We start from the raw sequence: 22751 nt of genomic DNA, 5'->3' as shown, positions 1-22751 counted from the left end.
CGCAAAAGTGGAAACCACTTTTGCGACAAGAACATGCTCAGCTTTTTAGTTGCGCGAATTCTTATCGTTCGGCCGATTCCGGCCGAACGGAAAGCGCGCTAGAAAGGGAGGGCCTTCGGCCGCGCCCAGCGATACCAAAGCGCGATCAGCATCCGCGTCAGTGTCACCGCGGTGATGACCGTGGTCAGGATACCCAGGATGAAGACCACTGCGAAGCCGCGCACCGGACCGGAGCCGAGCGTGAACAGGGCGACCGCCGCGATCAGCATGGTGGCGTTGGAGTCGATGATCGTGGCGAAAGCCCGCTGGAAGCCGGCCTCCAGTGCCGAGACCAGCGATCGTCCCATGTGGGATTCCTCGCGCATGCGTTCGTAGATCAGCACGTTCGAGTCGACAGCCGTGCCGATGGTGAGCACGATGCCGGCGATGCCCGGCAGGGTCATGGTCGCGCCCAGGAGCGACATCAGCCCGAGGATCAGGCAGACGTGCACGAGCAGCGCGATGCTGGCGATGATGCCGAACAGCCCGTAATTGCCGATCATGTAGAGGATGACCAGCACGGTCGCGATGATGGTCGCCATCTTGCCGGCCTGGATCGAATCCTGGCCGAGGCCGGGACCGATCGTGCGCTCCTCGACGATCGTCATCTTCGCCGGCAACGCGCCGGCACGCAGCAGGACGGCAAGATCGTTGACCGACTGGACCGTGAAATTGCCCGAGATCTGACCCGAGCCGCCGGTGATCGGCGACTGGATCACCGGAGCGGAGATCACCTTGTTGTCGAGAACGATGGCGAGCTGGCGGCCGAGATTCTCGGTTGTCGCCTGGCCGAAGCGCTGGGCACCGCGGATGTTGAAGCGGAAATTGACGATCGGCTGGCTGGTGCGTTGATCGAAGGCAGCCTGAGCATCGACGAGATCTGCGCCTTCGACGATGACCTGCCGGCTGATCGGGATCGGCTGGCCGCCCTGATCCTGCGAGGGCAGCATCTCGACATCGCTGGCGTTCTGGTCGGCCACCAGGCGGAACTGCAGCTTGGCGGTTTGACCAAGAAGGCGCTTGATCTCGTCCGGATTGCCTCCTGGTACCTGCACCAGGATGCGATCCAGGCCCTGGCGCTGGATATTGGGTTCGACGGTGCCGCCTGGATCGATGCGTCGGCGAACGACTTCAATCGCCTGACCGGAAACGCGGCTGATCCGATCGTTGATCCCCGCTTCGCTGATCGACACCTGGACGAGCCCGTTGGGCTGCTCGGAAATATCCATCGTCGAGCCGCCGGTACCGCCCAAGGCACCAAGCGCGCTCAAGGGCTGCGCGAGTTCCCGCAGTTTCGGCAGAAGTTTGACGCGATCTGCCTCGTCCGGCACCCGCACCTGCACACCACGCGCCGTTGTCGCAATGCCACCCTGAATATTGATGCGCTCATCGCGCAGAATGCGGCGAACATCGTCGCGCAATTGCGTCACCTGGCTGCGCAGCAAATCGGCTCGATCGATCTCGAGCAGAATATGCACGCCGCCCTGCAAATCGAGGCCGAGCGTCATCGCATGGATCGGCAGCAGGAAGCGCGGAATCCAGGCCGGGGCGCCCTGCTCGATCGCCTTGCGGGTCTCGGGCGAGAACAGGTTCGGCACGGCGAGCCCGCAGCCGAAGACCAGCACGAGCAGAACGAGAATGACCTTGCGGGCCTGGAGACGAAGCATCTTTATGGACAGCCTTGTTGGCGGGCGCGGGCGCGTTCAAGCCCCCGCGCCTCACGGCCTTCAGCTCTTGACCGGCTCGCCCTTGGCGCGCACGTCCTGGACCATGCCCTTGACGATGCGCACGCGCACGCCGTCGGCGATCTCGGCCTCGATCTCAGTGTCGTCGATCACCTTCGAGACCTTGGCGATGAGGCCGCCCGAGGTGACGATCGTGTCGCCGCGGCGCACGTTCTTGATCAGCTCCTGATGCGATTTCACCCGCTTCTGCTGCGGCCTGATAATCAGGAACCACATGATGATGAAGATCAGGACGAACGGGACCAGCGACATCAGGATGTCGTTGGTGCCGCCGCCTCCAAGGCCCTGGGCGAAAGCGGGGGTGATCACGGGAAGGCTCCTTCACGTCGCCGCCGATTGACGGCCGGCCGGCGCGGGGGTTGGTAAAATCGCGCGGACTATAGCCAGCGATGTCGTGAAATCAATCGAAAGCGGCCGGTTTCCCGACCGCCTCCCCCAGCTAAGCTGTCCCTGCCCCGCGCGCAATGGCCTTGCCTTCGCATAGGCAGCGGCGTTATGAGCGTACCGTACCGTTCGGTACACCATTATCATGCGGACATGCCTGCGATGACCGACACCGCCCCCGATCCGACGCTCGCCACCCTGCTGCGCATCGCCGACGCGCTGGAGCGCCTTGCTCCGCCGGCCCGGCGCGCTGCCGATCTCACTGCCGCAGACGCCTTCGTCTGGCACGCCGCCGGCCACGAGCTTGCGCCGGTCGCCAAGGTGAACCGCGTGGCGCTCTCGCTGCTGCGCGGCGTCGACCGCGTCCGCGATACGCTGGCCGAGAACACCGAGCGCTTCGCCCGTGGCCTGCCGGCCAACAACGTCCTGCTCTGGGGCGCGCGCGGCATGGGCAAATCGTCGCTGGTCAAGGCGGTGCATGCCGATACCAACCAGCGTCTGGCGGCCGGGGCCCTGCCCCTCAAGCTGATCGAGATCCATCGCGAGGACATCGAGAGCCTGCCCGTGCTGATGGGGCTGCTCAAGGCCGATCCGCACCCTGCCATCGTCTTCTGCGACGATCTGTCCTTCGACGGCCAGGACACTTCCTACAAGTCGCTGAAGGCTGCGCTCGACGGCGGCGTCGAGGGCCGGCCGGACAACGTCGTGTTCTACGCCACCTCGAATCGCCGGCATCTGCTGCCGCGCGACATGATGGACAACGAGCGCTCGACCGCGATCAACCCCGGCGAGGCGATCGAGGAAAAGGTTTCGCTCTCGGACCGCTTCGGCCTCTGGCTCGGCTTCCACAAATGCAGCCAGGACGAGTATCTTTCGATGATCGACGGCTATGTCGGCCATTTCGGGCTGGCAATCGAGCCCGAACAGCTTCGTCGCGAGGCACTGGAATGGGCGACGACACGCGGCTCGCGCTCAGGCCGTACGGCGTGGCAGTACATTCAGGACCTGGCCGGGCGGCTGGAAAAGCGGCTCGAGGGGTGAGTCGTCCTTCTCCCCCGAGGGGAGAAGGAAAAACAGAAAAACGGGGCGGCCTTTCCTGGGACCGCCCCGCCTGGTTCGACCGGTGGGGTCTCGCGATTGCCGGTCGAAGTCTGACCGGGATCAGTTGCTGCTGAGGTAGGGCATCGGGTCGACCGGGGTCGAACCCTTGCGCAGTTCGAAGTGCAGCTGGGGTGAATTCACGTTACCGGACTGGCCGGACTTGGCGACGACCTGGCCACGCTTGACCTGCTCGCCGCGCTTGACGCTGAGCTCGCCGTTATGGGCGTAGGCCGAGACATAGCCGTTCGGATGACGGATCAGCACGAGATTGCCGTAGCCCTTGAGCTCGCTGCCGGCATAGGCGACGACGCCGCCCTCGGCCGCCTTGACCGGCGTGCCTTCCGGCACCGCGATGTTGATGCCCTCATTGCCGCCCTTGCCGGCATAGCCGGTGATGACGCGGCCGCGGGCCGGCCAGCGGAACTCGGCGCCGGACGATGCCGGCTCCTCGGCCTTGGGCAGGCTCGCCGTGGTCTGCGGCTCGGGCGCCTTCGGCTCCGGAGCGACAGCTTTCGGCTGCGCGGTGATCTTGTCGGCCGGAGCGCTGGCGACGAGCGGGGCGGCAGCTTTCGGCTTGGCCGCAGCGGGGGCTGGAGCCGGCAGCGCCGCGATCTTGGTCTCCGTGCCGGCCTTGGCGGCCGCCTTGGCCTTAGCCTCGGCAGCAAAGCGGGCTCGCGCCTCGCCCATGCGCTTGGCGTCGGCGGTGGCCTTCTCTTTGGCGTCGGCGGCCTGCGTCCTGGGATCGACAGCCGCGACCTTCGGAGCGACGCCAGGCTTGGCCGGCACAGACGCGACCGGACGCGAGACCGGCGGCGGCGTGAGGCGCGGCTGCTCGAAGCGGTTGTCGGTCGGCGCCGGCTGGCGCGCGGCGGTCTGGGCGCCAGCGCCATTGTAGACTGGAACGACGATGCGGGAGCCCGGGGTGGCCTCACCCGACAAACCATTGGCCTGCATCAGCGCTGCGCGCGGCACACCGTAGCGGCCGGAGATCACCTCGAGCGTCTCGCCCTGGGCGACCACGATCGGCGTGCCGCCCTGAGCGCTCCAGCCCGAGGCCGAGCCACCGACGGACGGGGCTGGTGCCGCAGGCGGCGTGGAGCGGAGCGCGACAGAGGAGGTCGGCGGCGGCAACGGCTGACTGCGCACACCCGGATTGCCGGTGGCGGAGGCCGTCTCGTAGGACTGGCGCGGCGCCCCGCGCCCGATCGAGCCGGTGGTCGCCGGATCGCGCTGGGAAGCCGGGGCCTCGGCGGTCTTGAAGGGGCTGCTGAAGGGCGCTTCGGTGAAGCGCAGCGCCTCCGAGGAGCAGGCGCCCAGGCCCGCCGCAAGGGCGCAGACCGACACGACGCGAACCACGGATTTCGGCACGGCCAACTCGACTTGCTTACGCATGGATTCAGCACTCGCGAACAACGCAACTTAACTGTCAGCATTAAAGAGCCGGTTAGGTTAAGAAGGCGTTGCGCTGCTGACAGGTCAGGTGAATTTCCTGCGTGGCCGAAAACGTCATTCTCGGACGGAGCGCAGCGGAGATCCGAGAATCTCAGGACGAGTGCATGGTGACCGGAGCTCATTCGGCCTGAGATGCTCGGGTCAAGCCCGAGCATGACGGCAGCGGCAGCCGCCTACAGCGCCTGCGACAGGCCCGGCGCCAGCGGCGGGATGCGCACGACCCCGCCGAGCGCATGGTCGAAGCCGTCCTCGTTGCGTGTCACCACGACCAGCCGCCCTGCCCCTTCGACGCGCAGCGCTCCCACCAGCCGGCCGCCAGCCTCGAGCCGGGCGAGCAACGCCTCCGGCACCGCCTGCATCACGCCGTTGACCAGGATGCGCTCGAAGCGGCCAAGCGTGCGGTCGGGCTGTAGGCCGTCGGCATGGCGCAATTCGACCAGCTTGGCGAAGCCGCCTCCGGTCAGCCGCTCATGCGCGGCGAGCGCGAGCGTGCGGTAGCGCTCCAGCGAGACGACCTTGCCACCCATCGCGGCGAGCAGGGCCGCGACATAGCCGGAGCCGGAACCGACTTCGAGCACGCGGCAATCCGGCTTCATTTCGAGCGCGCCGACGAGCGCCGCCACAGTGTGCGGCGCCGTCATGGTCTGGCCGCAGGGCAAGGGCACCGAAACATCCTGCCGGGCAAGGTCGGCGAAGCGGGACGGCGCGAAATGCTCGCGCGGAACGCGCTCCATGGCCCGCAGCAGCGCGATGTCACGCACGCCGCGCGCCCGCAGCGACAGCAGGAAGGCGACGGTGCGCTCGCTCTCGCTGCTGCTGGCGCCCTCCTCGGTCATGGAACTCCCCGATCACAATCCACAGCCCTCATCCTGAGGAGCGACTGCAGATTGCGCCTCGAAGGATGATCCAGAACGCGCTGGAGCATCCTTCGAGACGCCGCTGCGCGGCTCCTCAGGATGAGGGCTGCAGGAGACATAACGCTCAGGCAAACAGCTGCGCAAAGCGGGTCATCGTCGGCTCATGCGTCAGGTCGAGCTCGAGCGGCGTCACAGAGATCTTCTTCTCGGCGAGCGCGCGCAGGTCGGTGCCGTTGGCCGGCTCGTGCTTTCCGCGCTGGAAGGCAATCCAGTAATAGGGATTGCCGCGCCCGTCGCGCCGCGGCTCCAGCCGCATCAGCTCCTGGTCACGCCGGCCCTGCGCGGTGACGGCGACGCCGGCGACCTCGCTGGGAGCCACGTTCGGGAAGTTGAGGTTGAACAGGATGCCGTCCGGGATCCCCTCCTCCAGCAGGCGGCGGATGATGCCGGGCGCATGCTGCAGGGCGCAGTCCCAGATGATGCTGGTGCGGTCTCCCGCCATATAGGCCTGGCTCACCGCGATCGAGGGGATGCCGAGCAGCGTGCCTTCCATGGCGGCGGCGATGGTGCCGGAATAGGTCACGTCCTCAGCGACGTTCTGGCCGCGATTGACGCCGGAGAGCACGAGATCGGGCTTCATCTCGGCCATGACGGAGCGCACCGCCATGATCACGCAATCGGTCGGCGTGCCCTGCACGGCGAAGCGCTTCTCCTCGATCTGGCGCAGGCGCAGCGGGTTCGACAGCGACAGCGAATGCGCCACGCCCGATTGATCGGTCTCGGGCGCGACCACCCAGACATCGTCCGAGAGCTGGGCGGCAATCTGCTCGAGGATGCCGAGCCCCTCGGCATGGATGCCGTCGTCATTGGTCACCAGGATGCGCATGGGCTCAAGCCGCCTTCTCGATGCGGGCCAGCCCGCGCATGTACGGAACCAGCGCATCCGGCACGGTGATCGAGCCGTCGGCGTTCTGGTAGTTCTCCATCACCGCGATCAGCGCGCGGCCGACCGCCGTGCCCGAGCCGTTCAAGGTGTGGACGAAGAACGGGCCCTTGCCGTCCTTCGTCTTGTAGCGGGCGTTCATGCGCCTAGCCTGGAAATCGCCGCAGACCGAGCAGGACGAGATCTCACGATAGGTCTTCTGGCCCGGCAGCCAGACCTCGATGTCGTAGGTCTTCTGCGAGGCGAAGCCCATGTCGCCGGTGCAGAGCGTCATGACGCGATAATGCAGATCGAGCTTCTTCAGCACGTTCTCGGCGCAGGCGAGCATGCGCTCATGCTCCTCCCGCGATTTTTCGGGCGCAGTGATCGAAACGAGCTCGACCTTCTCGAACTGGTGCTGGCGCAGCATGCCGCGCGTATCGCGTCCAGCCGAGCCGGCCTCGGCCCGGAAGCAGGGTGTGAGCGCGGTAAAGCGGCGCGGCAATTCCTCCTCGGAGAGGATGGATTCGCGCACGAGGTTGGTCAGCGGGACTTCAGCGGTGGGGATGAGCCAGCTAGTTGCGGCGCTCCGCGCTTCGTTCTCTGCAAAGAAATTCATAATAGTAAGGGTCGCCCTGTCGGAAAACTCCGACATTGGGTTAGCTTGCCGCTCAGGATTGCGTAGATCGTCAATCAGTTGGCGCGCGAAACCATCCGGAGCTGATGAAAATACCTTTTCAACAGCACCCAACATTGAACGCTTCATAGCGTCGAAGTTTGTGACGCCAAACTGATCCTCCCGGAACTTCGGCAGCTGCGCCGTGCCGAACATGGCATCGTCGCGCACCATCAGCGGCGGATTGACCTCGGTATAGCCGTGCTCGTCGACATGGGTGTCGAGCATGAACTGGCCGATAGCGCGGTTGAGACGAGCGATCTGCCGGTCGAGCACGACGAAGCGCGAGCCGGAGAGCTTGGCCGCCGTCTCGAAATCCATCTGGCCGAGCGCCTCGCCGAGCTCGTAATGCTCCTTGATCTGATTGAAGCCGAACAGCCGACCACCCGTCTTCTCCGGCGGCTGGCCATTGGTATGACCTTCGAGCACGACATTGCCGTGCTCATCGGCGCCGTCCGGCACCTCGTCGAAGGGCTTGTTCGGGATCGCGGCGAGCTGATCGCTGAGCGTCTCAACGGCGGCCTTCTCCTCGGCCTCCAGCGCCGGCACCTGCTCCTTCAGCGCGGCGACCTCGGCCTTGAGCTTTTCAGCCAAAGCGAGGTCCTTCTGGCCCATCGCCTTGCCGATTTCCTTGGAGAGGGCATTGCGCCGCTCCTGCGCGGCTTGCGACTTGCTGATGGCGGCCCGGCGCTGATCATCGAGCGCCAGCAGCGACGACGACAGTTTCTCAAGCCCGCGCCGCTGCAAGCCCCGATCGAACGCGTCAGCGTTCTCGCGAATCCATCTGATGTCGTACATCGCTCAAGCCGATCCGTTGTGGAATCGGCTGATCCTCTAGAGCATGCCGCGCCGGCACGGAAGCGTTCCGTCGGCGTGGCGCGGCTGCGGGTACGGCAGGGCTCCAGCCGTCATGCTCGCCCTTGTGGCGAGCATCCACGTCTTGAACACCGCACGCGACCAAAGAAGGCGTGGACGGTCGGGACAAGCCCGACCATGACGGGGAGGCTTTGCCTCAGTAAGGCGGCTCCTGATGGACGAGCTTGCCGTCGATCAGCAGGCGCTTGATCGCCGCCTGTCCCGAGCTCGACACGGCGGCGACGATCTCGAGACGCGCCCTCTCGGTGGTCTCGATGGCGCGGCCAGTGCCCTGCGGCACGAAATAGCTCTCGAGCCCATAGGTGACGCGGATGGCGCGGCGGCCGGCATTGCAGTCGGGATCGCCGTCCGCATTGGCGACGCAGGCGCCGGCCGAGGCAACCTTGCCCTCGATCACGGTCTCGCCGGCGCCGGCGGCCGGACGAGCGAGATAGACGCCTTTCGCCTCGGCCAACCCGTCGGGGCCGGGCGCGACGCGGACGAAGACCGGCTGGTTTCGCTCGAAAGTCTTGTCGCCGTCGAGCTTGGAGAGATCGAGCGTACTGATCTTGTAGCCGAGGATGACATAGTCGCCGCGGAAGAGGTCGCGCGGGTCGACTGGGGCGGTCGCCAGCCGGACCTCAGTGCCCGAGCGCAGGATGCGGGCACGCGACTCGACCAGAACAAGAGTGAGTCCGCAGAGCAGCAGGATGGCGGCGAGCCCGCGCCAGAGCGGCGAGGCGCGGCCGGTGAAGGCGTCGGCGGACGGTACGCGGATCATGGCGCCACCTCCGCAGGCTTGCTGAATTTGGCGAGGAGCCGGCGCATCCCGCTGGCGAGGCCGATCAGGAGCGCGCCGCCGACCAGGAAGAACAGCGACTGGTCGAGCAGCGTGCCGATGGTCTGCCAGAGCAGGATGACGATCGCGATCGCGAACAGAATCGAGCCGGCGATGCTGAGCCGGCGGACGCCGCCACCCGCACCGGCGGTGACGATGCCGATCGCGACCGCCAGGATCAGCGCCGCGACGACGATCTTGCCGGCCATGCTGACCGCGCCGCCGCTCCAGAACAGCACCGGCACCAACAGCGACATGAAGAGCGCAAGCCCGAGCGGTAAGGCGAAGCGGCGCTCGCGCGCCAGCAGGCCGAGCCCGATAACCGCCGGCAGCGCCAGCGCATAGGCGAAATAGTTCAGCCAGAGCGCCGTGCCCGCCTTCGCCTCATTGGCATCGAGAATGCGTGCGAGCTCGACATTGAGCGACAGGATCAAGCCTATCAGCCCCCAGGGCAGGCAGGCGGTGAGCAGGCCGGGGCCGCCGCGGTCGAGCGCCAGCGCGCCGAGGGCGACGAACAGCGCGGAGACCGCGAGCCAATAGGCGAGCAGCCCGTAATCGAAGCGGAAAAAGGCGTATTGGCCGGGCAAGGTCGCAAACCAGCCGAGCAGCACCAGCACCGCAAGGTGATGGACGAGGCGGTTGTGCCGGGTCGCGGCCAGCCAGAGCGCCGGCAGGAAGGGAAGCCAGAACAGGAGATGGGCGTTCGCCTCGCGCTCTTCCCAGCGGCCGCCGGCCCAGGCACCGATCGCGACGAGCGCGACGATGAGAGCCCCGTTCGAGCGCAGCAGGACGGCGACGATCAGCGCGCCGATCGCGATCAGCAACGCACCGCCTGGCCAATCGGTCGGCAGATGGTACATCTGGCCGACGAGCGCGACGCCGGCGGCGAAGATCAGCGTGCCACAGGTCGCGGCGGCATCGGCGCCCCCGGTCGAGCCGCGGCTTTCCAGCCGGGCCGCGATGCCGAGCGCACCGGCGAGACCGAGCAGGATCATGGCGAGCTTCACGAGGCGGGGGATTTCTTCCCAGTTCGCCGCCACGAAGGCGGAGACACTGGAGGCGATCAGCAATCCGCCGAACAGGCCGAGCAGAGCCGGCAGCTTGAAGCCGCCACCCTCCTGCGCCAGCGAGCGGCGGATGGTCGTAGCGCTCTCGGGGCTGACCAGCCCCTTCCCCACCCAGCGACCGAGATCGGCTTCAAGCCGTTTGCGATAGGAACCCGTCAGCATCGCGCCTATTTGGCACGGGCTGACGGGTTTTGGCGAGATGGCCGCTTCAGGCCGCCTTCAGCTTCTTCTTCCGGGCGAGATCGGGCGGCGTCGCCTCTTCGGTCAGCGCCGCGATCACCGCGTCGAGGCTCATCACGGTCTGGGCCTGGCTGCCGAGCCGGCGCACGGTCACCGTCTTCTCCTCGGCCTCGCGCTTGCCGACGGCGAGGATGACCGGGACCTTGGCCAGCGAGTGCTCGCGCACCTTGTAGCTGATCTTCTCGTTGCGCAGGTCGGCGCGGGCGCGCAGACCTTCAGAGAGCAGCGCCATGGTGACCTCCTCGCCATAGGCGTCGGCCTCGGAGGTGATCGGGCAGACGACGATCTGCTCGGGTGCCAGCCAGAGCGGGAAATGCCCGGCATGGTGCTCGATCAGGATGCCGACGAAGCGCTCCAGCGAGCCGCAGATCGCCCGGTGGACCATCACCGGCTGCTTCTTCTCGCCGTCCGAGCCGATATAGAAGGCCCCGAAGCGCTCCGGCAGGTTGAAGTCGACCTGCGTCGTACCGCACTGCCAGTCGCGGCCGATGGCGTCGCGCAGGACGTATTCGAACTTCGGCCCGTAGAAGGCGCCCTCGCCCGGATTGATCTCGGTCCTGATCCGGTTGCCGGACTGCTTCGCGATCGTCTCCAGCACATTGGTCATGACGTCTTCGGCATGGTCCCAGACCGCGTCGGAACCGACGCGCTTCTCCGGTCGCGTCGAGAGCTTGATCACGAGCTCCTCGGTGAAGCCGAAATCCTCATAGACCGAGAGGATCAGGTCGTTGATCGCCAGGCACTCGGCCGCGAGCTGCTCTTCCGTGCAGAAGACATGCGCGTCGTCCTGGGTGAAGCCGCGCACGCGCATCAGCCCATGCAGCGCACCCGACGGCTCGTAGCGATGGACATTGCCGAACTCGGCCAGCCGGATCGGCAGGTCGCGATAGCTCTTCAGCCCGTGCTTGAAGATCTGGACATGGCCCGGGCAGTTCATCGGCTTCAGGGCGAAGACCTTCTGGTCGCGCGTCGGATCGTTCGGGTTCTCAAAGGCCGAGGCCGACTTCACCGCGAACATGTTGTCCTGGTACCAGCCCCAGTGGCCCGAGGTCTCCCAGAGCGATTTGTCGAGCACCTGCGGGGCGTTGACCTCCTCATAGTCGGCGGCGAGGCGCCGGCGCATATAGGTCAGCACCTCCTGGAACAGCCGCCAGCCCTTGGAGTGCCAGAAAACGACGCCCGGCCCCTCCTCCTGGAAGTGGAACAGGTCCATCTCGCGGCCGATCCGGCGGTGGTCGCGCTTCTCGGCCTCTTCGATCTGCTTGAGGTGGGCGTCGAGCTCCTCCTGCCGGGCGAAGGCGGTGCCGTAGATGCGCGTCAGCATCGGGTTCTTGCTATCGCCGCGCCAATAGGCGCCGGCCACCTTCATCAGCTTGAAGGCGGTACCGACCTTGCCGACCGAGGTCATGTGCGGGCCACGGCAGAGGTCGATCCAGTCGCCCTGCGCATACATTTTCAGCGTCTGGTCGGCGGGAATCGCATCGACCAGCTCGACCTTGTAGGCCTCCCCCTTGTTGGCAAAGAAATCCTTGGCCTTGTCGCGGCTCCAGACCTCCTTGGTGAAGGGTTTGTCGCGCGCGATGATCTCGCGCATCTTCTTCTCGATCGGCGCGAAATCCTCCGGCGAGAACGGCTCGTTGCGGAAGAAGTCGTAGAAGAAGCCGTTCTCGATGACCGGGCCGATCGTCACCTGCGTGCCGGGATAGAGTTCCTGCACCGCTTCGGCGAGGACGTGGGCGCAGTCGTGCCGGATCAGCTCCAGCGCGCGCGGATCCTCGCGATTGAGGAACTCGACCTTCGCATCGGCGGTGATCGGATCGGCAAGGTCGACGACCGTGCCGTCGAGCGCCATCGCGACGGTGCGCTTCAGCAGCGAGGGGAAATGCCGCCGGCAAGCTCCTTGCCGGTGATGCCGGAGGGGAATTCGCGCTTCGCGCCATCGGGAAATGTCAGGGAGATCGTCATCGATCGGCTCCTGCTCACTCGGGGATACAAGCCCCGTAAGCCAAGGCCGGCTGCATGAATGAGCGGGGCGACGCGGTCTGCAGCCGGTTCGGCACGCGCGCCGGCCCCGCCTATACGAGCCGGGCGATGCAGGCAATCGCGGAATGGATTGGCGATGCGGCGCTCAGTGCTCGCCCTGAGGGTCCGGCTTGACCGGCGGCGCGTTGACCCCGCGCCAGCGGCCATACGCCCACGGCTTGTACCAGGCGCCGTCGGGGGGCAGCTCCTCGCAGACCAGGTCGATGCCGGAGGTGCCGAGCGGGGTGCAGCGGCAGATACGGGAAAAGCCGACCCAGCCGCCGGCCCAGAGGCCGTGACGCTGGATCGCCTCGTCGGTGTATTCCGAGCAGGACGGCCAGTGCCGGCACTGGCGGCCGATCAGCAGGGAGAGGCTGAGCTGGTAGCCGCGGATCAGGAGGTGAGCACCCCGGCGCGGAGCGAGCGCGACACCCTGCCACCAAGAAAGGCTTTTTCAGCATGTTTAGGCAAGTATGACTCGGCTGAACTCTGCCGACCCCCTCCTGCGGACTGTCCATCCCCCTCTTCGGTTCCGCCTTCCCAGATCCCGGTCATGATGCGCACACGCTTCCTTGCCTCCGCCACCGCCCTTTGCGGGCCGCTGCTTGCGCTCGCCCTGGCTACGCCAGCGGCGGCGCAGCAGAGATCGTATATGATCTGGCTCGACGCCGCCAAAATCGACGTCGCCAAGGTGATGGGCCTGCCGCCAGCACAGAACTCACCGGAGCACCGCGCCGAGTTCGAGAAGGTCCTCGCCATCTCCGCGGCCCGCACGCCCGAACGCGAAAAGCAGGCGATTGCCGACCAGTACCAGACGCTCAATGCGTTCCTGAACGGCATCGACCACGCCTATGTCGAGGGCACTCATCGCGAGACGCGGCTCCTGATGCGCGAGGCGCAAGTCGAGCTCGCCATCCTCCTGAAGAGCGTCAATCGCCTGACCAGCCGCATCCGTCCGTTCCAGATGTGGAACAAGGTCAGGGTCAAGCCCTGCCCCGGCGGGCGGCCGGAAGGCACGTCATTCCCTTCGGCTCATGCCGCGACGGCGGCGCTCTATGCCACGCTGCTCTCCGAAGTCGTGCCTGAGCTCGCCGACAAGTTCGAGGAGCGGGTCAAGAGCTATGACGAGAGCCGCCTCGTCTGCGGCTTCCACTACCCCACCGATCTGGAGGCCGGCGACAAGATCGGCCGCGTCGTCGCCAAGGCGCTGCTTGCCGACAAGACGTTCCGGGTCCGCTTCGACGAGACACGGGTCGAAACCCGGCAGGCCTTCGGGCTGAAATAGCGCTCAGCCTGCGAGCGTCTCACCCCGCTTCGCCTCGATCTGGCCGATCGCGTCGAGGACCGCGTCGAAGGTCAGCATCGTCGAGGCGTGGCGCGCCTTGAAGTCCCGGACCGGGACGAGCACGGACAGCTCGGCCCATTTACCGGTCGGCGGCTCGGCTCCCTCCTTCAGGATCGCCCGGGCCTGTTCGCGTACCTGGCGCAGTTCGGCCGCGGTCGCGCCGATGACATGGCGCGCCATGATCGAGGACGAGGCCTGGCCGAGCGCGCAGGCGCGGACATCGTGGCCGAAGCCGGTCACGACATCGGCATCCATGGTGAGATCGATGGTGACCGTCGAGCCGCACAGGCGCGAATGGGCGGTCGCCGTCGCATCCGGTGCCGGCAGGCGTTCGAGCAGCGGGATGTTTCCTGCCAATTCCAGGATTCGCTTATTGTAGACGTCGTTCAGCATGGGTTGCCCCGCCGGGTCTGGAGTTGCCGGCTTCCGCAACCAATATATAGAGGCTGTCAGGGACCTTGGACATGGCTTGGGTGAGGTCAAACCGTCCGAATGCAAGGAGCATTGCGCAACCGATACCGCTGGTATCGGTAAGCGATGCGACACCGCAGTCGGTCGGTTTCACCTCACCGCGCAGCGGCGTGGCGCTTTTGTCCGATTACGGCGTCGCTCGTCACGGCCAAGCCGGAAGGCTTGGCCGCACCAAGCTCCTAGCACTCGGGCAAAATCGCCGACGCCCAAGCTATGTCCAAGGTCCCTGACAGCCTCTAATGTGCCGGCGCGCTCTTAGGGAGAGCGCGTCATTCGCTGGACGAGCGGGCGAACTTGTCTGACCTGCCGGTCGTGAGGCCGGCGAAACCGAAACGGGAGGCTCCACATGGATAATGTGGTTAAGTCCTTGTCCGTAGAGCGGGCGCGCAGCCCCTCCGCAGACAAGTTCATCATTACCCAACCGACGCAGAACGAGGCCGAGGAGGCCGTGCGTACGCTGATCCGGTGGGCCGGCGACGATCCGTCGCGGGAAGGACTGCTCGATACGCCGCAGCGCGTCGCCAAGGCCTATCGCGAGTTCTACAAGGGCTATCGTGAGGATGCGCACGACATGCTCGAGCGCGTCTTCGAGGAGGTCGATGGCTACAAGGACATGGTCCTCGTCCGCGACATCCCGTTCTATTCGCATTGCGAGCACCACATGGTGCCGTTCGTCGGCAAGGTCCATATCGGCTACTATCCGAGCGGCGGCGTGGTCGGCCTGTCGAAGCTCGCCCGCGTCGTCGAAGTCTATGCCCGTCGTTTGCAGACACAGGAGACGATGACGGCGCAGATCGCCCAGGCGATCGAACGGACGCTGAAGCCCGGCGGCGTAGCCGTCCTCGTCGAGGCCGAGCACATGTGCATGTCGATGCGCGGTGTGCAGAAGCAGGGCTCGTCGACGATGACCACGCAGTACACCGGCCGCTTCCGCGACCCGACCGAGCAGGTTCGCTTCTTCACCATGGTGAAGTCGCCGGGGCTGTGATCCTGTCCATTGAAGCGCGTCATGCTCGGGCTTGACCCGAGCATCTCGGAAACCAGTGCCATCTGGTCATGAGATTTTCGGGTCAGCGCTTCGCGCCGCCCGAGAATGACGCCAAGGCACTGCCGCCATGACGGCGAGCCTCCCGTCTCCTATATGGCAAGGCACCAGCCCTTCAGGATCCTCACATGACCGCCTTTCCCACCCTCTCCAGCAAGGTCGAGATCGAGGAAGGCGCGGTGCTTGCGCCGAAATTCGATCGCGACGGCCTCGTCACCTGCGTCACCACCGATGCCGCAACCGGCGAAGTGCTGATGGTGGCGCATATGAATGCGGAATCGCTGCGCCTCAGCATCGAAACCGGCGAGGCTTGGTACTGGTCGCGTTCTCGCCAGGCGCTCTGGCGCAAGGGCGAGACCTCCGGCCAGCTCCAGAGCATCGCCGAGATGTGGGTCGACTGCGATCAGGATGCGATCTGGATCAAGGTCAATGTCGGTGGCGACGGTGGCTGCTGCCATACGGGCCGCCACAGCTGCTTCTATCGGATTAAGCCTGTCGGAGTGGCCGCCGACGGACCATTGGAGCCCGTTCCGACCAGCTTGCACCGCAAGCTGGTCGGTAAAACGGTCTCCAAACCCTAGATGAGAGACGGATTCACCGATCAGGTTGAATAACCTGATCGGATCCGGCTCTAGCCCTTCTGAACCGGGAATGCCTGCTTCGTTGGCAATCCTTTCACCAAGCTTTCATGTTTCCTTCAAAAGCAACTGATAGCCGCCTAGGGTCCCGGCGCCGTTCACCTTTCACTCATCGGCTGGCGCGATCCTGATTCTCCCGCGGAGGGATCGCGCCGATGATGCTGGAGAACATCGCTAGACGGGCTTTCGGATTGGGCGGCAGCGGAGCTGCGATGAACCATCTCGTTTCCGAACCGGCACCGCGCTTCAGCCGGCCGAGGATCGGCCTGGCGCTCGGCGGTGGCGCTGCGCGCGGCTGGGCCCATATCGGTGTCCTGGATGTCCTGACCGAGGCCGGCTACGCGCCGGAGGTCATCGCCGGCACGTCGATCGGTGCGGTTGTCGGCGGCTGCTACGCCGCCGGCAAGATGGAGCCGCTGCGTGAGTTCGCGCTCGGCCTGACCAAGCGCCGAGTCGTCGGCCTGATGGACTTCCATATCGGCGGCGCCGGGCTGATTTCAGGCGGCCGTCTGAAGCGCCTGCTCGAGCGCGACCTCGCCGGGCTGCAGATCAACGAGCTGAAGCAGACCTATGCCGCCGTCGCCACCGAGCTCGGCACCGGCCACGAGATCTGGCTGACCCGCGGCTCGCTGGTCGATGCATTGCGCGCCTCCTATGCGCTGCCGGGCGTATTCGATCCGGTGAAGCTGGGCGGCCGCTGGCTGATGGACGGTGCGCTGGTCAATCCGGTGCCGGTCACGGTGGCCCGCGCGCTTGGCGCCGATGTCGTGCTCTGCGTCAATTTGAACAGCGACATGACCGGCCGCGGTACGGTGATCCAGTCCTATGGCGCCGACCCGGACCCGGACCCCGTGGCCGAACAGCGCCCAGCCACCGGCTGGTTCGGCGGCATGCGCGACCGCATGCGTGGCATCGTCGGCAAGGCCAATCACGACCAGCAGCCGGGGCTGGCCGGCGTGATGGTCGACGCCTTCAATATCACCCAGGACCGGATCTCGCGCTCGCGTCTCGCCGGCGATCCGCCCGATGTGATGATCGGCCCCAAGCTCGGCCGCGTCGGCCTGTTCGACTTTCATCGCGCGGACGAGGCGATCGCGCTCGGCCGGCAGGCGGCCGAACGTGCACTCGACGAGATCGGTGCGATCGTCGCCGCCAATCACCTGCCGCTGAACTAGGCGGTCGCGCCGCCACGAAGGGAGCCGTCATGCCGGGGCAGGCCGAAGGTCTGAGTCCGGAAACCCAGAACCGATGCCGGTTCTGGGTGATTCCCCTCATGCGCCTCGATGAGCAGGCGCATCGGTTCTGGGTTCCAGGCTCTTCGCTACGCGAAGCCCGGAAAGACGATGCTGCTCACGCCATCGCGATGTAGTCGCGCATCGCCCGGCTTTCGGCCTCGATCTCGGCGACGCGATGCTTGACGACGTCGCCGATCGAGACGATGCCGGCGATGCGGCCGCCATCCACCACCGGCACATGCCGGAAGCGGCCCGAGGTCATGATTTCCATCAGTTCGTCGACGCTGGTGTCCGACCGGCAGGTCACGACCTTGGCGGTCATCGCCCGCGACACCGGAGTCTCCAGCGCTGCGGCGCCTTCCGTGCCCAGGGCCTTGATGATGTCACGCTCGGACAGGATGCCGAGCAGGCCGCCATCCGCGCCGGTCACGACGACGGCACCGATCCGCTTCTCGGCCAGGGTCCGCGTCGCCTCGCCGAGCGTCCGGTGCGGCTGCACGGAAACGACATCTCCGCCCTTGTTGCCGAGAATATGAGCGACGTTCATCGACTTCTCCTCCGACGGTAGCGGCGCCGTTGGCCGGCGCACGTTTATGAGTTGCGACGAGAGCAGCACCGGGGGCCAACGGACTATTTAGTCCGCGGCGCGACGCCACGCTGGACTTAAGTCCAATGTGAGCGAAGTCTGAGGCGACGGCAAGGCGATTGCAGGCCGAGGCCTGCTCGCTCCGGTTGCGGTCAGCGCCGGACCGGTCCGCGATCGAACAGCGGGAACAGCAGCAGCCCGGCGAGGAAGCCGCCGATATGCGCCTCCCAGGCGATGCTCGTCTCTTCGCCGAGGATCGGCACCAGGCCGGCCCCGAACAGGATATTGGTGACGAACCAGATCACCACGAAGATCATCGCCCGCGAATTGCGCCAGAGGCCGCCGAGCGGCTCGGCGGGTATCGCGCGCACCACCTCGTCATGGCCGAGCCCACCGAAATGCACGCCGGGCGAGAAGACGAAACGGATCGCCGCCGCTGTCGCGCCCGAAACACCGGCGGAGGCCCCGACCAGCGGCAGCACGTCGAGCTCGCGCGACCACCAGTGCAGCAAGGCGCCCGCAATGGTCGAGAGCGCCATCAGCACCAGGAAGCGCCCCGCCCCGAGGCGACGCGCGACCGGACTGCCGAACGCCGCCAGCCAGACGACATTCGAGATCAGATGCAGCCAGGAGCCGTGCAGCAGCCCATAGCTGAGCAGGGTCCAGAGCTGGCCGCCGCCATCGGCCAGCAGGAGCCGCACCAATTGCAGGCGCTGGACGAAGTCAGGTGTTCCGGTGGTCCCCAGGCTCCGGGCAACCTCCTCAAGACGCTCGGGCGCGAACCAGAGCGTCAGCCGCGCCGGCACAAACGATAGCCAGGAGACGAGGAGAAAATCGTCGCGATCGCTGAGTAGCTCGCGCGCACCCTGGATCAGCGCCAGAGCGGCGATCAGCCAGATGACGGCGCCGGGCAGGTTGAAGACCGGCTCGCGTGCCGGAGGACCGTGGGGATCGTCTGAATGTTCCGCCATCACGCCCTCAGTCGCGCATTGGTCGTCGGCAGGCAACAGAAAAGGGGAGAGCTGACGCTCTCCCCTCTCCTCCCCGGCCGGTCACGCCCCAGCGCCCCCGCCTTTTCCGGTCAAGTCCGACGCTTCGGACGGACTCGAATTCGACGCCCGATTTATCCGGCATTTTACCGATCTTCCACAAGCTTAACCCTTGCTTAACCTTAACAACCCCTGCCGCCTCCTCCTGTCCGAGCCGCGTGGCAAGACGGCATGCGTGCTGCGTCCTGCCGATTCGCAAGGACCCGACCGTCCCCGCCTCGAACGAATGCGCTCCGATTTGGCACGCCTTCGCACGACCGGGGACAGCACAGATCGGACTGGACAGGATATGAAAAACCCGAGCACCCGCCTGGTTTTCGACTACTGGGACACATTGCGCGGCGAACGGAGCGCGCCCGAACGGGGGAAATCGAGCCGGGCGCGCTACGTCATGCGCTCGCCGACACCTTCGTGCTCGAGAACGAGCCGATCGGACCAGTCTTCCGCCTGGCCGGAACGCGGCTCTGCGCCCTGTTTGGACGCGAATTGCGTGGACGCGCGCTCGTCGCGCTCTGGCCGGATGTCGAGGCGCAAGGCGACATCCGCCGCCTCGTCCAGACCGTGATGGACGAGACCGCGGGCGCTGTCGCCGGCCTCTCGGCGCAGACGCAGAACGGCGCCACCGTCCACCTCGAGCTGTTGCTGCTGCCCTTGCGCTATCGCGGGCGCACCCATGCCCGCATCCTTGGCGCGCTCTCGCCGACCCTGTCGCCGGAATGGCTCGGCCTCGACACGCTCGATTCGATGCGGATGATCTCGCTCCGGATGATCTGGCCGGATGCACGTGCGCTGCGTCAGGCGGAGCCTTCGGGCCAGGACAAGCGGCCGAAGCTGATGCTTCTGCCGGGTGGGCGTGTTTGACACTACTAACCGCCTCTTAACCGGCGGACCGCTAGCATGACCCTGTTAGGAACAAGGTTTGCAATGCTGACGGCGCCCCAAAATCCGAAAACGGGCTCGGTCCCGGTCGAGCGCCGGCGGCATCAACGCATGAAAGTCGTCCTGCTTGGGCGCTACATGCTGCCCAATCGCATGGAGTATCCATGCCAGACGACCGACATCTCGCCGGGCGGCCTGCACATGGTCGCCCCGGCGAAGGCCGCGATCGGCGACCGCGTCATCGTCTATCTCGAACATCTGGGACGTATCGAGGGCACGGCCGTGCGGACCACCCCCGCCGGCTTTGCGATGACGATCACCGCAACGAGCCGCAAGCGCGAAAAGTTCACGGCACAGCTGACCTGGCTCGCCAATCGCGAGGAGCTCGGCCTGCCCGAGGACCGTCGCCATGAGCGGATCGTGCCGCGCAATCCGCGCTGCGTCCTGATCCTGGACGACGGAACGGAGCATTCCGTGCGGCTGATCGACTTCTCGCTGTCGGGGGTAGCCTTCGCCAGCGATCACCAGTTCGAGATGGGCACGGCGGTCCGGCTCGGCAGCACCGCGGCGATGATCGTGCGCCGCTTCGACGGAGGCTACGCGGCCCAGTTCCGCATGCCGCTCTCCGCCGACCTGCTCGACGAGAATCTGGAGCTCTGAGCATAGGCTCGGGCGCCATCCACCCGACCTGAAGCGCATCGTCACCGCTGGTAGGGCTTGTTCGCATAGCCAGCGGACCCGCCTCATTTGGCGATGCACACCTTCGTGGCACAGTCGCCCGCCTGATTTCAGCGCCGCACAAGGAACATGTGCGGGGTCCTTCTCCCGGGTGGATTCCTCTGCGAAAGGCTGATCGCTGGTCTCCTCCCTTCCCCCTCGTGGGGAAGGGTTTGGGATGGGGGGCGAACGACTGGGTGATCGGGGGTCCGTAGAGGCGGATCGGCTCGATTTCCGGCGAATTCGCTTCGACTTTTCGCCCCCCACCCCTGCCCCTCCCCACAAGGGGGAGGGGTTCTCCGCGCCCAATCCGGTTTCGCAGAGGAATCCGGGTGGGAGAGAGGTAGGGGTGAGGGACCGCCGCCGATTATCCGAACGCAACGGCGCCGTTGCGCCTTCTGCGGATGGACAGGGCCCTCATCCCTGCCCTTCTCCCACACGGGAGAAGGGTTCCCGCGCCCTTTATTAGTTCTGCAGCAGTTCGGCGATACAGCCCGACTGCCCCGGCCCCGCCATGGTTAAGAGACTGGATGGTTAAGCAAACCTATAGTTAACACTCTCTGACGCGAGCGCTGAAAATTCTTACTCTCGATTTTGTACACGATTTTCTCTAAGTACTTTTGCGTTCTATAGGCTCGATTTCAGTAAAATTGTTCGCTTTCATTTCAAGCGATCTCTACAGCGCACAAGCATGGTCGTTCCCGGGACAGGAAAGGGGACGTCATGTTTTCGAGCTTCCGGGGATTTCGCGGCCTTGCCGCCGCTACCGTCATCACTCTTGCCGGCGTGACCGGCGCCGAGGCTCAGCAGAGCGCCGGCCTGCCGGTCGCCAGCGCACCCATCGTCGCCGGCGGCGAGGCCCGCGCGCCCTACGCCTGGACGGATTTCTGCAAGCGCATGCCGAGCGAATGCGCCGTCGACACCCGCGAAGCCGAGTCGGCCGAGCTCACGCCGAAGCTGTGGAAGCTGATCGTCGCAAACAACGTCAAGGCCAATCGTGAGATCGAGGCGATCACCGATCAGGACCATTGGGGCGTGGTCGACCGCTGGGACATCCCGACCGACGGCAAGGGCGACTGCGAGGATTATGTCCTTCTGAAGCGCCAGCGCCTGGCCGAGGCCGGCGTGTCGCGCCGGGCCATGCGCGTCACCGTCGTGATCGACGAGGAGAATGCCGGTCACGCCGTGCTGATGATCCGTACCGACCGCGGCGACTTCATCCTCGACAACAAGCGCAACGCGATCCTGCCATGGAGCCAGACCGGCTACACTTATGTGAAGCGTGAATCCCAGGCCCGGACCGGATGGGCCTCGCTCGGCGGCCTCTCGACCGCGACGGTGGCTTCGCTACGCTGAACGACAAGGCGCGCCGGGCGGGGACGAAACCCGGCGCGACACGACATCGGCGAAGTCTCGAAGGCTTCGCTACCAGACGACGAGTCCGGTCACGTCCCCACCCACCCGTCCCCGACCGGGCATCGTCCAGGGCCGGCTCCTTCCCCGGGAGCCGGCCCGCTTCTTTTTCAGGAAGGGATGGAACGGTGCGGAGCGATCAGTCGATCCGCTTCATGCCCTTGGCGAACAGCTTCCAGCGCTCGGAATAGCCGGCGGCCGTGCGGGCAATGCCGGCGGCAGCCGCCTCGTCCAGCGTGCGGATCGCGCGCGCCGGCGATCCGACGATCAGCGAATTGTCGGGGAATTCCTTGCCCTCGGTCACCAGCGCATTGGCGCCGACCAGGCAGTTGCGGCCGATCTTCACATGGTTGAGCACGGTCGCGCCCATGCCTATCAGGCTATTATCGCCGATGATGCAGCCATGCAGGATAGCGCGGTGGCCGATGGTGCAGCCGGCGCCGACCCTGAGCGGCGCGCCGGGATCGGTGTGGAACACGCAGCCTTCCTGGATGTTGGTGGCCTCGCCGATCTCGATCCACTCATTGTCGCCGCGCAGCACCGCGCCGAACCAGATCCCGACATCCTTCGCCAGCCTGACGCGGCCGATCACATGGGCGTCGGGCGCGAGCCACCATTGCCCTTCCGGCGGCGTCTCCGGCGCGGTCCCGTCGAGCGAATAAAGTGGCATGGTCTATCCTCCGGAGCTTTTCAGCCCGAGGATTGCAGGGCGGCCGGCCCTGTCGTCAAGCCGCGCCGAACATCATCAGGAGATCGAGTACGACCCGGCCGCTGATCAGGCTCCAGAGCGAGGCGATCATGCTCGCGGCCATGACGAAGAAGAAGGGTCGCCCTTCGATCCGCCGGCCGCGCACGGTGTTGCGCAGGATCAGGAAGGGCGCGCTGAACACCACCACCGGCACGCTCGCCACCGCTCCGACACCGCCGCCCTGCAGCAACTCGAAGCCGACGCGCTTTTGCGTGAACAGTTCGAAGGCGCTCGCCAGCAGCCCGGCGAAGGCGAAGCCGAGGACTAGCGATTTCAGGGCCTCGATGGCGGATGGTTCGAGCGTCACGGGGCACGGCTTCCAGCGGCTGCTAGCAAACCATGGCGCAAGGTCGCTCGACGGGGAAGCAAAGCTTTAACCGATGGTTAACCACGCCGGCGCGGACATGGTTTACGGGACGTTAAGACG

At 66.0% G+C, this 22751-nt stretch carries 22 protein-coding genes and 1 pseudogene; 8 read left to right on the top strand and 15 right to left on the bottom strand.

Annotated elements, in window-relative coordinates; all coding sequences use genetic code 11:
* Nucleotides 1-98: 98 nt before the first annotated feature.
* Together secD and yajC are read right to left on the bottom strand one after the other, a co-directional pair.
* Complete coding sequence (gene secD / locus QO058_RS27505) at nucleotides 99-1706, bottom strand: protein translocase subunit SecD (protein WP_284169388.1); 1608 nt, start codon at nucleotides 1704-1706, stop codon at nucleotides 99-101.
* A gap of 60 nt (nucleotides 1707-1766) precedes the next feature.
* Nucleotides 1767-2036, bottom strand: coding sequence for a preprotein translocase subunit YajC (yajC, locus tag QO058_RS27500; RefSeq protein ID WP_284173043.1), 270 nt, complete (start codon nucleotides 2034-2036; stop codon nucleotides 1767-1769).
* Nucleotides 2037-2330: 294 nt separating this feature from the next.
* On the opposite strand from yajC, the gene QO058_RS27495 reads away from it, so the two are divergent.
* Nucleotides 2331-3209 carry an ATP-binding protein gene (locus QO058_RS27495; RefSeq protein WP_284169387.1) on the top strand — a complete coding sequence of 293 codons (879 nt, stop codon included), beginning with the start codon at nucleotides 2331-2333 and terminating at the stop codon, nucleotides 3207-3209.
* Between the two features lie 120 nt (nucleotides 3210-3329).
* On the opposite strand, the gene QO058_RS27490 is transcribed toward QO058_RS27495, so the two are convergent.
* The 8 genes and pseudogenes from QO058_RS27490 to yidD form a co-directional block, all read right to left on the bottom strand.
* Complete coding sequence (locus tag QO058_RS27490; protein WP_284169386.1) at nucleotides 3330-4661, bottom strand: peptidoglycan DD-metalloendopeptidase family protein; 1332 nt, start codon at nucleotides 4659-4661, stop codon at nucleotides 3330-3332.
* Between the two features lie 233 nt (nucleotides 4662-4894).
* On the bottom strand, nucleotides 4895-5557 hold the full coding sequence (locus QO058_RS27485; protein ID WP_284169385.1) for a protein-L-isoaspartate O-methyltransferase family protein: 663 nt from the start codon (nucleotides 5555-5557) through the stop codon (nucleotides 4895-4897).
* Between the two features lie 145 nt (nucleotides 5558-5702).
* The gene (gene surE / locus QO058_RS27480; protein WP_284169384.1) at nucleotides 5703-6464 is read right to left on the bottom strand and encodes a 5'/3'-nucleotidase SurE; all 762 of its coding nucleotides are present in this window, start codon (nucleotides 6462-6464) and stop codon (nucleotides 5703-5705) included.
* A 4-nt stretch (nucleotides 6465-6468) separates the two neighbouring features.
* The gene (gene serS / locus QO058_RS27475; RefSeq protein ID WP_284169383.1) at nucleotides 6469-7974 is read right to left on the bottom strand and encodes a serine--tRNA ligase; all 1506 of its coding nucleotides are present in this window, start codon (nucleotides 7972-7974) and stop codon (nucleotides 6469-6471) included.
* Nucleotides 7975-8188: 214 nt separating this feature from the next.
* The gene (locus QO058_RS27470; protein WP_284169382.1) at nucleotides 8189-8812 is read right to left on the bottom strand and encodes a GDYXXLXY domain-containing protein; all 624 of its coding nucleotides are present in this window, start codon (nucleotides 8810-8812) and stop codon (nucleotides 8189-8191) included.
* Nucleotides 8809-10098: a DUF2157 domain-containing protein gene (locus tag QO058_RS27465; protein ID WP_284169381.1), complete on the bottom strand. Its 1290-nt coding sequence runs from the start codon at nucleotides 10096-10098 to the stop codon at nucleotides 8809-8811. Before QO058_RS27465 ends, QO058_RS27470 begins: the two co-directional genes overlap by 4 nt.
* Nucleotides 10099-10144: 46 nt before the next feature.
* Nucleotides 10145-12141: pseudogene (gene thrS / locus QO058_RS27460) on the bottom strand (threonine--tRNA ligase).
* Between the two features lie 163 nt (nucleotides 12142-12304).
* Nucleotides 12305-12595: a membrane protein insertion efficiency factor YidD gene (gene yidD, locus QO058_RS27455; RefSeq protein WP_284173042.1), complete on the bottom strand. Its 291-nt coding sequence runs from the start codon at nucleotides 12593-12595 to the stop codon at nucleotides 12305-12307.
* Nucleotides 12596-12850: 255 nt separating this feature from the next.
* On the opposite strand from yidD, the gene QO058_RS27450 reads away from it, so the two are divergent.
* Nucleotides 12851-13483, top strand: coding sequence for a phosphatase PAP2 family protein (locus QO058_RS27450; protein ID WP_284169380.1), 633 nt, complete (start codon nucleotides 12851-12853; stop codon nucleotides 13481-13483).
* Nucleotides 13484-13486: 3 nt separating this feature from the next.
* Here the strand turns inward: QO058_RS27450 and QO058_RS27445 are convergent, their stop codons facing one another.
* On the bottom strand, nucleotides 13487-13936 hold the full coding sequence (locus QO058_RS27445) for an iron-sulfur cluster assembly scaffold protein (RefSeq protein WP_284169378.1): 450 nt from the start codon (nucleotides 13934-13936) through the stop codon (nucleotides 13487-13489).
* Nucleotides 13937-14360: 424 nt separating this feature from the next.
* Here QO058_RS27445 and folE point away from each other — a divergent pair, with 424 nt between their 5' ends.
* The 3 genes from folE (at nucleotide 14361) to QO058_RS27430 (ending at nucleotide 16872) form a co-directional block, all read left to right on the top strand.
* Nucleotides 14361-15002 (top strand): GTP cyclohydrolase I FolE, encoded by a 642-nt coding sequence (gene folE, locus QO058_RS27440; protein ID WP_284169377.1) that lies wholly within the window; start codon nucleotides 14361-14363, stop codon nucleotides 15000-15002.
* Between the two features lie 185 nt (nucleotides 15003-15187).
* Nucleotides 15188-15640 carry a phosphoribosyl-AMP cyclohydrolase gene (gene hisI, locus QO058_RS27435; protein ID WP_284169376.1) on the top strand — a complete coding sequence of 151 codons (453 nt, stop codon included), beginning with the start codon at nucleotides 15188-15190 and terminating at the stop codon, nucleotides 15638-15640.
* Nucleotides 15641-15909: 269 nt separating this feature from the next.
* The gene (locus QO058_RS27430; protein ID WP_284169375.1) at nucleotides 15910-16872 is read left to right on the top strand and encodes a patatin-like phospholipase family protein; all 963 of its coding nucleotides are present in this window, start codon (nucleotides 15910-15912) and stop codon (nucleotides 16870-16872) included.
* A 175-nt stretch (nucleotides 16873-17047) separates the two neighbouring features.
* On the opposite strand, the gene QO058_RS27425 is transcribed toward QO058_RS27430, so the two are convergent.
* Nucleotides 17048-17479, bottom strand: coding sequence for a CBS domain-containing protein (locus QO058_RS27425; RefSeq protein WP_129155814.1), 432 nt, complete (start codon nucleotides 17477-17479; stop codon nucleotides 17048-17050).
* Nucleotides 17480-17670: 191 nt separating this feature from the next.
* A complete protein-coding gene (locus QO058_RS27420) occupies nucleotides 17671-18489 on the bottom strand; it encodes a rhomboid family intramembrane serine protease (protein ID WP_284169374.1) in 819 nt (272 codons plus the stop codon).
* Between the two features lie 489 nt (nucleotides 18490-18978).
* On the opposite strand from QO058_RS27420, the gene QO058_RS27415 reads away from it, so the two are divergent.
* The 3 genes from QO058_RS27415 (at nucleotide 18979) to QO058_RS27405 (ending at nucleotide 21519) form a co-directional block, all read left to right on the top strand.
* Nucleotides 18979-19428, top strand: coding sequence for a PAS domain-containing protein (locus QO058_RS27415; RefSeq protein WP_284169373.1), 450 nt, complete (start codon nucleotides 18979-18981; stop codon nucleotides 19426-19428).
* A 63-nt stretch (nucleotides 19429-19491) separates the two neighbouring features.
* A complete protein-coding gene (locus QO058_RS27410) occupies nucleotides 19492-20106 on the top strand; it encodes a PilZ domain-containing protein (RefSeq protein ID WP_284169372.1) in 615 nt (204 codons plus the stop codon).
* Between the two features lie 780 nt (nucleotides 20107-20886).
* Nucleotides 20887-21519, top strand: a complete 633-nt coding sequence (locus tag QO058_RS27405; protein ID WP_284169370.1) for a transglutaminase-like cysteine peptidase — start codon at nucleotides 20887-20889, stop codon at nucleotides 21517-21519.
* Between the two features lie 196 nt (nucleotides 21520-21715).
* On the opposite strand, the gene QO058_RS27400 is transcribed toward QO058_RS27405, so the two are convergent.
* Complete coding sequence (locus QO058_RS27400; RefSeq protein WP_284169368.1) at nucleotides 21716-22246, bottom strand: gamma carbonic anhydrase family protein; 531 nt, start codon at nucleotides 22244-22246, stop codon at nucleotides 21716-21718.
* A 55-nt stretch (nucleotides 22247-22301) separates the two neighbouring features.
* Nucleotides 22302-22631, bottom strand: a complete 330-nt coding sequence (locus QO058_RS27395) for a DUF6949 family protein (RefSeq protein ID WP_284169367.1) — start codon at nucleotides 22629-22631, stop codon at nucleotides 22302-22304.
* Nucleotides 22632-22751: the final 120 nt, after the last annotated feature.

Origin of the sequence: Bosea vestrisii, from assembly GCF_030144325.1 — a bacterium.
Taxonomy (GTDB): domain Bacteria; phylum Pseudomonadota; class Alphaproteobacteria; order Rhizobiales; family Beijerinckiaceae; genus Allobosea; species Allobosea vestrisii_A.
Note: the sequence above shows the minus strand (reverse complement) of the source record. Positions and strands in the feature narration are given on the sequence as shown.

Bases quoted from the DNA above. Each gene is read 5' to 3' on its own strand.
- QO058_RS27495 (WP_284169387.1), top strand. From the start codon at position 2,331: ATGACCGACACCGCCCCCGATCCGACGCTCGCCACCCTGCTGCGCATC.
- QO058_RS27425 (WP_129155814.1), bottom strand. From the start codon at position 17,479: ATGAACGTCGCTCATATTCTCGGCAACAAGGGCGGAGATGTCGTTTCC.
- QO058_RS27490 (WP_284169386.1), bottom strand. From the start codon at position 4,661: ATGCGTAAGCAAGTCGAGTTGGCCGTGCCGAAATCCGTGGTTCGCGTC.
- QO058_RS27445 (WP_284169378.1), bottom strand. From the start codon at position 13,936: ATGCTGAACGACGTCTACAATAAGCGAATCCTGGAATTGGCAGGAAAC.
- hisI (WP_284169376.1), top strand. From the start codon at position 15,188: ATGACCGCCTTTCCCACCCTCTCCAGCAAGGTCGAGATCGAGGAAGGC.
- folE (WP_284169377.1), top strand. From the start codon at position 14,361: ATGGATAATGTGGTTAAGTCCTTGTCCGTAGAGCGGGCGCGCAGCCCC.
- serS (WP_284169383.1), bottom strand. From the start codon at position 7,974: ATGTACGACATCAGATGGATTCGCGAGAACGCTGACGCGTTCGATCGG.
- secD (WP_284169388.1), bottom strand. From the start codon at position 1,706: ATGCTTCGTCTCCAGGCCCGCAAGGTCATTCTCGTTCTGCTCGTGCTG.
- yajC (WP_284173043.1), bottom strand. From the start codon at position 2,036: ATGTCGCTGGTCCCGTTCGTCCTGATCTTCATCATCATGTGGTTCCTG.
- QO058_RS27430 (WP_284169375.1), top strand. From the start codon at position 15,910: ATGAACCATCTCGTTTCCGAACCGGCACCGCGCTTCAGCCGGCCGAGG.
- QO058_RS27400 (WP_284169368.1), bottom strand. From the start codon at position 22,246: ATGCCACTTTATTCGCTCGACGGGACCGCGCCGGAGACGCCGCCGGAA.
- QO058_RS27450 (WP_284169380.1), top strand. From the start codon at position 12,851: ATGATCTGGCTCGACGCCGCCAAAATCGACGTCGCCAAGGTGATGGGC.
- QO058_RS27420 (WP_284169374.1), bottom strand. From the start codon at position 18,489: ATGGCGGAACATTCAGACGATCCCCACGGTCCTCCGGCACGCGAGCCG.
- QO058_RS27410 (WP_284169372.1), top strand. From the start codon at position 19,492: ATGCTGACGGCGCCCCAAAATCCGAAAACGGGCTCGGTCCCGGTCGAG.
- surE (WP_284169384.1), bottom strand. From the start codon at position 6,464: ATGCGCATCCTGGTGACCAATGACGACGGCATCCATGCCGAGGGGCTC.
- QO058_RS27405 (WP_284169370.1), top strand. From the start codon at position 20,887: ATGTTTTCGAGCTTCCGGGGATTTCGCGGCCTTGCCGCCGCTACCGTC.
- QO058_RS27485 (WP_284169385.1), bottom strand. From the start codon at position 5,557: ATGACCGAGGAGGGCGCCAGCAGCAGCGAGAGCGAGCGCACCGTCGCC.
- QO058_RS27465 (WP_284169381.1), bottom strand. From the start codon at position 10,098: ATGCTGACGGGTTCCTATCGCAAACGGCTTGAAGCCGATCTCGGTCGC.
- QO058_RS27470 (WP_284169382.1), bottom strand. From the start codon at position 8,812: ATGATCCGCGTACCGTCCGCCGACGCCTTCACCGGCCGCGCCTCGCCG.